This is a genomic window from Pseudokineococcus marinus (genome assembly GCF_013004605.1).
In the GTDB taxonomy this organism is placed as follows: Bacteria; Actinomycetota; Actinomycetes; order Actinomycetales; family Quadrisphaeraceae; genus Pseudokineococcus; species Pseudokineococcus marinus.
In genome coordinates, this window is record NZ_JABEMA010000139.1 from 1 (window position 1) to 7,948 (window position 7,948).

General features: G+C 77.2%; 9 protein-coding genes and 1 pseudogene. 4 read left to right on the plus strand and 6 right to left on the minus strand.

The features are described 5' to 3' along the window. The 5 genes and pseudogenes from HLB09_RS19970 to HLB09_RS10055 form a co-directional block, all read right to left on the minus strand. Window positions 1–804: RCC1 domain-containing protein (locus tag HLB09_RS19970; RefSeq protein ID WP_171203244.1), on the minus strand; the 804-nt coding region annotated here is incomplete at its 3' end. A 118-nt stretch (window positions 805–922) separates the two neighbouring features. Further along, window positions 923–1,738: a class I SAM-dependent methyltransferase gene (locus HLB09_RS10045; RefSeq protein WP_344554308.1), complete on the minus strand. Its 816-nt coding sequence runs from the start codon at window positions 1,736–1,738 to the stop codon at window positions 923–925. After that, window positions 1,721–2,065, minus strand: a pseudogene (locus HLB09_RS20370) (VOC family protein); the annotation flags it as partial. The gene HLB09_RS10045 and the pseudogene HLB09_RS20370, both read right to left, overlap by 18 nt. Before the next feature lie 143 nt (window positions 2,066–2,208). Continuing rightward, entirely contained in the window at window positions 2,209–3,126 is a 918-nt protein-coding gene (locus HLB09_RS10050) for an SDR family oxidoreductase (protein ID WP_171203245.1), read from the minus strand. Between the two features lie 121 nt (window positions 3,127–3,247). Next, on the minus strand, window positions 3,248–3,832 hold the full coding sequence (locus tag HLB09_RS10055) for a TetR/AcrR family transcriptional regulator (RefSeq protein WP_171203246.1): 585 nt from the start codon (window positions 3,830–3,832) through the stop codon (window positions 3,248–3,250). A gap of 68 nt (window positions 3,833–3,900) precedes the next feature. On the opposite strand from HLB09_RS10055, the gene HLB09_RS10060 reads away from it, so the two are divergent. Beyond that, on the plus strand, window positions 3,901–5,076 hold the full coding sequence (locus tag HLB09_RS10060) for a DUF418 domain-containing protein (RefSeq protein WP_171203247.1): 1,176 nt from the start codon (window positions 3,901–3,903) through the stop codon (window positions 5,074–5,076). A 303-nt stretch (window positions 5,077–5,379) separates the two neighbouring features. On the opposite strand, the gene HLB09_RS10065 is transcribed toward HLB09_RS10060, so the two are convergent. Further along, window positions 5,380–5,703: a hypothetical protein gene (locus tag HLB09_RS10065; protein ID WP_171203248.1), complete on the minus strand. Its 324-nt coding sequence runs from the start codon at window positions 5,701–5,703 to the stop codon at window positions 5,380–5,382. Between the two features lie 129 nt (window positions 5,704–5,832). On the opposite strand from HLB09_RS10065, the gene HLB09_RS18545 reads away from it, so the two are divergent. From HLB09_RS18545 to HLB09_RS10075, 3 genes are all read left to right on the plus strand, one after another. Beyond that, window positions 5,833–6,468: an RsiG family protein gene (locus HLB09_RS18545; RefSeq protein WP_246235021.1), complete on the plus strand. Its 636-nt coding sequence runs from the start codon at window positions 5,833–5,835 to the stop codon at window positions 6,466–6,468. A 179-nt stretch (window positions 6,469–6,647) separates the two neighbouring features. Continuing rightward, complete coding sequence (locus tag HLB09_RS19345) at window positions 6,648–7,487, plus strand: helix-turn-helix domain-containing protein (protein ID WP_322790117.1); 840 nt, start codon at window positions 6,648–6,650, stop codon at window positions 7,485–7,487. A gap of 114 nt (window positions 7,488–7,601) precedes the next feature. Continuing rightward, a partial coding sequence (locus HLB09_RS10075; protein WP_171203249.1) for a hypothetical protein occupies window positions 7,602–7,948 on the plus strand: 347 nt, incomplete at its 3' end.

Consider the following 7,948-nt stretch of genomic DNA (forward strand, 5'->3'; position numbering starts at 1 on the left):
GGCGTCGTCGCCAGCCGTCAGCACGCTCCCGTCGTCCCGCAGCCCGAGGGTGTGCGCCGCCCCCGCCGCGACGGCGACGACGTCCCGCCAGCCGCCGACGGCGCACTGCCCGTGGTCGTCGGCGCCCGCCGCGCGGACGGTCCCGTCCGCGAGCAGGCCCACGGTGTGGTGGCTGCCCGCGGCGACGGCGACGACGTCCCGCCAGCCGGCGACGTCGCCCGCACCGGCGTCACCGCGCCCCGTGGCCACGACGGCGCCGTCGCGCCGCAGGCCCACGGTGTGGAGGTACCCGGCCGCCACGTCGGCCAGCTGGCCCCAGCCCTGCACCGCGCACTGGCCGAACCGGTCGACGCCGGTCGCGACGGCCGTGCCGTCCGCGCGGACGCCCACGGTGTGCCAGTCGCCGGCCGTGATCGCGACGACCTCCCGCCACGCGGCGACGTCGCACGCGCCCTCCGCCGCGCGGCCGACGGCGACGACCCGCCCGTCGGCGAGCAGACCGACCGAGCGCCGCCAGCCCGCGGCGACGGCCACGACGTCGCGCCAGGCGGCGACCTGGCACTGGCCGTGGGCGTCCCACCCGGCGGCGAGCACCGTCCCGTCCGCGCGCAGCCCCACCGAGTGCGAGCGCCCCGTGTTCCGCGCGGCGTGCACGCTCCCCGCCGCGACCGCGACGACGTCGCCCCAGCCCTCGACGGCGCACTCCCCGGCCGCGCCGTCCCCCGCGGCCGCCACCGTCCCGTCGACGCGCACGCCGAGGGAGTGCCTCGGCCCGCACGCCAGCAGCGACGCCGGACGCCTCACGACCACGGTCCCTCCCCAGCTCGAGCGCCCGTCCTCCTCCGTGGCTCCACCCTGCGTGCCCCCCGCCGTCCGAGACCCAGGACCGGCCTCGTCGCCGATCGCCCACCGGCGCGCTGGGTCACGGCTTGGTCGCGGCCCAGAGGGTCCAGCGGTCTCGCTCGACGAGGGGCTCGTCGGGCAGCCGGTCCCGCAGGTCGTGGACGAGCTGGTCGAGCTCGTCGTCGGTGAGGTGGTGCAGGAGGGAGCGGCCGGTCCGCGTGGCGATCCCGGCCAGGTAGCTCTCGCGGTCGGGGTGGTGGGCGCGGGTCTCCCAGACCGTGCGGGGCGTGGCGCCGGTGAGCCCGGCGCTCTCGAGGGCCTGGAGGAGGGCGCCGGCGTCGGGCCGGCGTCCGACCTCGACGGGCAGGAGCTGCGGGGCCAGCTCGAGCAGGTGGCCCCGCAGGTGGTGCGGTCCTGCTGGCTGGGTGACGTCAGCGGCGGTGCGGTCCTGGACGACGAGGGTCCCGCCCGGGCGCAGCAGCCGAGCAGCCTCACGGGCGAGGGCTGCGCGGTCGGGCAGGTGGTGGACCAGGGCGCGGGCCAGGACGAGGTCGGCGCTCGCGTCCGGCAGGCCGGTGCTGGTGGCGTCGGCGTGGTGGAAGCGCACACCGGTCAGGTGCCCGTGGTCGGCGTGGGCCTGCTCGAGGACCGGCGTGCTGGAGTCGACGCCGGTGACGCTGTGCGCGCCGAGGTCGTGCAGGGCTCGGACGTAGGTGCCGCCTCCGCAGCCGAGGTCGACGACGTCGGCGCCGGCGGGGTCGACGAGGGCGGTCAGCGCTCCGACCCAGGACGGGTCGGCGGTCCGGCCGGAGTACGTCCGGGCGCTGGAGGGGTCGGCGAAGTCGATGCCCTCACCCGCGTGCGGTCGTGCGGACAGGGGCTCGAGGAGCTCCAGCCGGTTGCCGTGCGGGTCGTGGCTGTAGAAGCGCCGCATGCCCGGGAAGTCGTCGTCACGGTCGACGGGGTAGCCGGCCGCGGCCAGGCGGTCGGCCCAGGCGTCGAGGTCGGCGACGAGCAGGCCGGGGTGGGCCTTGCGGGCGGGGCGGAAGTCCTGCTCCACGCCGAGGTGGAGCTCGATGCCGTGGCCGCGGAACCAGCAGCCGCCGCGGGCGGCCAGGACGGGGGGCTTGGGGATCTCCACCAGGCCGAGGACGCCCGCGTAGAAGGCACGGGAGGCCTCCTCGGAGCCGGGTGGGCAGGCGAGCTGGACGTGGTGGATCACGGTCGTCACCCCGGGGTGTCTCGACGTCGAGATACTTGTCGTCAAGAGAGTACGGCTCAGCGCGCCGCACGGACAGCGTTCGACCGCGCCGCTCCCCCGCGGCCGTCCCACTCGGGATGGGCGTGCGGAACGGCGCGCGCGTCTCAGCGGTAGCCGGTGGTGTCAGCGGGGCGCCCGGCTTCCTGGACCTCGACGAGGTAGCGCCAGCAGTCGGGGGTGGAGCCGTCGAGGTCGGTGAGCCCGTAGACGCGGGCGAGGTCGCCCGAGGACGTGGACCGGCCGTTCCACCGGTGCCGGTCGGGGTCGGCGGCGAGGGCGGCGACGCCGCGGCCGAGGTAGCGGGGGGTCTCGGAGATGGCGAAGTGGGGCTCGCGGACGCAGGCCTCGCGCCAGGTGTCCTCGGTGACGCCGAAGGCGTCGAGCATCATCTCCGAGCGCAGCCAGCCCGGGGTGACGCACACGGCGGTGCCGCCGTAGCCGGTGAGCTCGTGGGCCCAGGTCCTGGCCAGCCGGATCGGGGCGCTCTTGGCGAGGTCGTAGAAGGCGCTGAGGCGGTAGCGGGAGGCGTTGTGCTCCTCGGTGCCGTCGGTGACCTCGACGACCAGGCCGCCGTGGTGCCGGGTCAGCAGCGGCAGGGCGTGGTGCGCGGTGATCAGGTGCGTGTCGACGGCCAGGCGCAGCATCCGAAGCCCGTCGTCGAGGGAGTGCTCCCACACCGGGGTGTCGGGGGCGGTGAGCAGCTCGCCGCCCCAGACGTCGTCGACCAGGACGTCCAGGCGGCCGTGGTCGGTGCTGATGCGCTGGACGAGGGCGGCGACCTGGTCGGGGACGAGGTGGTCGGTGGGCACGGCGATGCCGGTGCCGCCGGCGGCGGTGACCAGGTCGGCGGTGTCCTCGATCGTCTCGGGACGGGCGTACTCCGACGCCCGCTGGCGGGTGGTGCGGCCGGTGACGTGGACGGTCGCACCAGCAGCACCGAGCTCGACGGCGATGCCGCGGCCGGCGCCCCTGGTGGCGCCGGCCACCAGGGACACGGCGCCGGTCGACGGACGTGGCGTCATGGGCTGCGAGTGTGCGGGCCACCACCGACAGCCACCCCTGGACGCCTGCTCGCGGCGACGTCGGCGATGGGCGTCAGCGCACTGACGTGATGGCCGAGACGTCGCACCGCGACGCTTCCGGTCACGTCCGGTCGCCGGTCGGCGTCAGCAGCGCGTCCAGGTGCCGGCCCACCAGGCGGCGCGCCCGGTCGCCGGTCACGCGGTCCGGCTCGGCCACCCGGGCGGTGGCGAGGCCGTCGAGCAGCGCCAGCAGCACGGCGGCTTCGTCCCGCACCTGCTCGGCGCGCAGTCCGGGCCGCGCCGCGGCGATCAACCGCGACAGCGCGTCCTCGACGCGCTGCCAGGAGGCGCGGTAGCCGACGGCCGTGGGTTCGTGGACCGCCGCGCGCGCCACCTGCGCCAGCCACACGACAGCGGCCGGGCGCTCCTCCGGCCCCGCGGGCACCAGCCCCTCGCTGACCGCGCGCAGCGCCTCACCGGGCGTCCGCGCCCGCTGCACGCGCCCGGCGAGCTCTGCACTGACCTGGTCGTCGACGCGGCGCATCGCGGCGGCGAGCAACGCGTCCTTCGTCGGGTAGTGGTGCTGGACGGCGCCGATCGAGACACCCGCGCGAGCGGCGACGCGCCGGATGCTCAGCCCCTCGAAGCCGTGCTCGGCCAGCAGCCCGACAACGACGTCGAGCAGCTCCTCGGACGGCGCGGCCACGCCTGCATCGTGGCACCACAGCGCGCGACCACCACCGGCCATACGCTCGTATGGCTACGCTCCGGGCCATGCCAGCACCCCCGCAGCCGTCGGAAGGCCCCGGCGCCGGCGCGCGGGTCGTCGCACTCGACGTCGCCCGCGGCCTCGCCATCCTCGGGACCCTGGCGACGAACATCTGGATCTTCACCGACCCGCAGGGACTCGTCGGCTACCTCGGCGGCGGCACCGACGCCGCGGCGACCCCGCCGGGCTGGAGGGCGGTCGAGCTGCTGGCCCAGCAGCTCGCACAGGGCAAGTTCCTCGGGCTCCTCACGCTCATGTTCGGCGTCGGGCTCGAGCTCCAGCGGCGGTCAGCAGCGCACACCGGCCGGCCGTGGCCGGGTCGGTACTGGGTGCGCGCCCTCCTGCTGGGGCTCGACGGGCTCCTGCACTACCTGCTCGTCGCCGAGTTCGACGTGCTCATGGGCTACGCCGTCACGGCAGTGGTCGTCGCGGCCCTGCTCGCGACGAGCGAGCGCGCTCAGCGCCGGTGGCTCGTCGGCGCGGCCGCCGTCCACGGGGCGCTCCTGGCGCTCGTCACGACGGCCCTGCTCACCGCAGCCAGCCCGGACGACGTGGACCCGCGTCTGGACCCCAACCCCTACGCCGACGGCTCGTTCGGTGACCTCGTGCTCTTCCGCCTCGAGAACCTGGCGCTCTTCCGCCTCGAGCCGGTCTTCATCCAGGCGCTGTCGATCGCGGCCTTCCTCCTCGGGGCGCGGCTGGTGCGTGCCGGCGTGCTCGACGACCGTGGGACTCGCCTGCGGGCCCGGCTGCTCGCCCTGGGCGCAGCGGCCCTGGTCGCCGACCTGGCGCTGGGCCTGCTCGGCGGGACAGCAAGGCTGGTGCTCGCCCGCTACGGCACCGCCCCGGTCGTCGCCCTCGGGCTGCTGGCCCTCGTCGTCGAGGTGGTCCACCGACGGTCGGCTCTCGGGCCCCTCGGCCGCCGGCTCGCCGAGGTCGGCCGGACGGCGCTCAGCTGCTACGTGCTGCAGAACCTGCTGGCGGCCGCGCTCTGCTACGGCTGGGGCCTCGGCCTCGCCACGCGCCTCGGTCCCGACCTGCGCGTCCCGGGCACCCTCCTGCTGTTCGCCCTCGTCGCCGCTGCCGTCGTGCTCGCCGCCCACCTCTGGGTGCGGCGAGCAGGGCGAGGACCGGTCGAGGGGCTCTGGCGCGCCTCGGCACGAGCGCTCGGAGGGCGCTGACCCGTCCCCGGCGGTCGACCTTCTGTCCGAGGGCGCAGGTCGACGCCACGCGGGGGGCGCGTCCCGCAGGACCCCACCGGCTCGTCCCGAGCAGGCGCCCCACGTGGAGCCTCACGACAGCGCGGCGTCGGCGACCGGTCCACCTCGTCGGTCGGTCGCTCGACGGGGCGGAGCACCGTGCACCGACGGCTCGCCGCTGATGACCACGGGCACGTCGCCGCAGGCCCGCCGTCCGCCCCGACGGCGACTGACGCCGGCGTGCGCCCCTGACGACCCCTCGCCGCCTGCGCGACGGGAGCCGGACTAGGACAGGTCGTAGGCGGCGGTCGAGCGCACGAGGTCCACGCGCGCCGAGCCCTCGTCCCACGGCCCGCGGGCCAGGGCCTCGGTGACGGCGCGCTCGACGGCCTCGCGGGCCTCGACGTCGGTCTCCGCCTCGACGAGCAGCACGAGGTCGGCCCCCTCCCCGTCCTCGTCGACCCGCACGTCGCGGGCCCCCGGGTCGGGCTCGCCCGTGGCCAACCGCGGCAGGGGCAGCTCGAGGTCGGCGCCCAGGCGCTCGACCTCCTCGACGGCGACGGGCGCCGAGAAGGAGAGGACGACGTCGACGCGGTACATCGCGGGCATGCGCGCCAGCATCTCCCGACGCCGGGGACCGCGCCCGTCGTCCGGCTCCGATGGCTACGCTGGGTGGCACTTGGTGGCCCGCTGCACTCGCGCGGGTCTCCGCGCGGCGACGACGGGCGAGGTGGCGGGATGACCGGGGGCACCAGCGAGGGCGGCACGACGGCGGAGGGCGCCGGCACGGCCCCGGCAGCGCTCACCGGCTACCGCGAGGGGGGCTCGCGGCGCATCGACCGGGTGCTCTCGCCCTCGTTCGTCGAGGGCCTGGCCGACCTGGGGGACGCCGAGCTGCGCGAGCGCCGCGAGCTGGCCATCGCCGAGGAGGCCGACCTCGCCTACACGCGGCGACTCGTCGACGGCCGCCTCGCCCTCCTCCTCTCCGAGCGGGCGCGCCGCGAGCGCTCCGAGCGCAGCGCCGGGCTGGGCGAGCGCAGCGACGACGAGATCGTCGCCGGGCTCGTCGCCGCCCTGCTGCGCCCGGCGCCGGAGGACGCGCCGGGCAGGCAGGACGACGCGGCGCGCGAGGTCGTCGACGCCCGCGACATGCCGGTCGTCCCCAGCAACGCGGGCGTCTACCACCGCGACGCCGAGCGGGCCTTCGCCGACATCCGCTTCAGCGACCTCGGCTCCCTGGACGACTCCGACCTCGAGGAGCACGCGGCCCTGCTCTCCACGCTCGAGCAGCGCCTCACCGGCGACCGCGGCCGGGTGCTCGAGGTGCTGCGCCTCCTGCGTCGCGAGGCCGACGCCCGCTCCTCCGCCGCCTGACCTCTGCTGAGGCCTGGCGTCGCCGGCAGCCTGACCTCCCCCCTGGCGCCTGGCCCGGCGCCCCACCGCGGGCGGCTCCCCGGCCGAGCGCACCCGTCCGGCGCACACGTCGCACGACTGGCGGGGCGGCTGCTCGCCGGGCGCTTGCCGCAGCAAGCACGAGCGAGCACCATGACGTCGTGACCAAGGTGCTGGGCGTCGAGGTGGGCCGCGTCGGCGGGGCCGTGGGAGCCGTCGGGGACCTCGGGGGGTTCCTGCGCGAGCAGCGCGAGTCCGCGCAGCTGTCGCTGCGCCAGCTCGCCGCCGCGGCGGGCGTGAGCAACCCCTACCTCAGCCAGGTCGAGCGCGGGCTCCGCCGCCCCAGCGCCGAGGTGCTGCAGCAGATCGCCCGCGGCCTGCGGATCTCGGCCGAGGCGCTCTACGTCCGCGCCGGGCTGCTCGACGAGCACCGCCCCGGCGACGACGGCGAGGTGCGCGCCGCCGTCCTCGCCGACCCCTACCTCTCGGAGCGCCAGCGCGAGGTCCTGCTGGAGATCTACGCGACCTTCCGGTCCGAGAACTCGCGCTCCGAGGTGCCGGCGGGAGGCGCTGCGGAGGGTCCGGCCACCGCGGCGGGCACGACGCCGGAGGCGGAGCCGCTCGCGGGAGCCGAGGCGGAGGAGGACGCGACGCCCGCCCGCGCCCCGCGGAGGCGCGCCCCGTCCTCCCGCCCCGCCGCTCGGTCGACCGGCGGCACGACGCGTCGCCCGTCCGCCCGTGCGGGGCGTCAAGGACCGGACGCGAAGGCCGACGCCACCGCCGCGGGGTCGGACGACGGTGCACCGGCCCGCACCGCAGGCACCACCGGTCGCCCGAGCGGACCCACCGCCGGACGGACCACCGGGCGCAGCACCAGCCGCCGCGCACCGACGCCGAGGGCCGTGGCCGAGGACGCGTCGCTCGTCGTGCCGGAGGAGCCGGCGGCCGAGGACCTGGCCGCCTCCCACCCCCCGCCCGCCGACGGCGGCTCCAGCCGCTGAGCCGCTGAGGCCCAGCCCCGGTCCGGCGCCGCGACGTGCTGACCGCCCGTCCGACCACCCGCACCCCGACCGTCTGACGCCGACCGGTGGGACCACCGGTCCGAGGAGGAACCCATGGCCCTGACGCCGGACCTGCGCCGCAGCGCGCTCGACCTCGGCTACGTCCTGGCGGGCGTCGCCGACGTGGCCGCCGAGCAGGCCAAGGGCCTGCACGAGCGGGCACGCAGCCGCCGCGAGGAGATCCTCACCCGCGACTACGCGGGCGAGGCGCGCGCCGTCGCCGAGCGGCTCCAGGGCGCTCCCGCGGTCGTCGTGGCGCGCGGGCTGGAGGTGGCGAGCCGCACCCAGGTCGTCGTCGACGACCTCGGCAGCCGCGGCCGCCGGCTGGTCGAGCGGGCGCAGGGGCACGAGGGCGGCGACGACGTCGCCGAGCGGGCCGGCGAGGCCGCTGACGCGGCGGG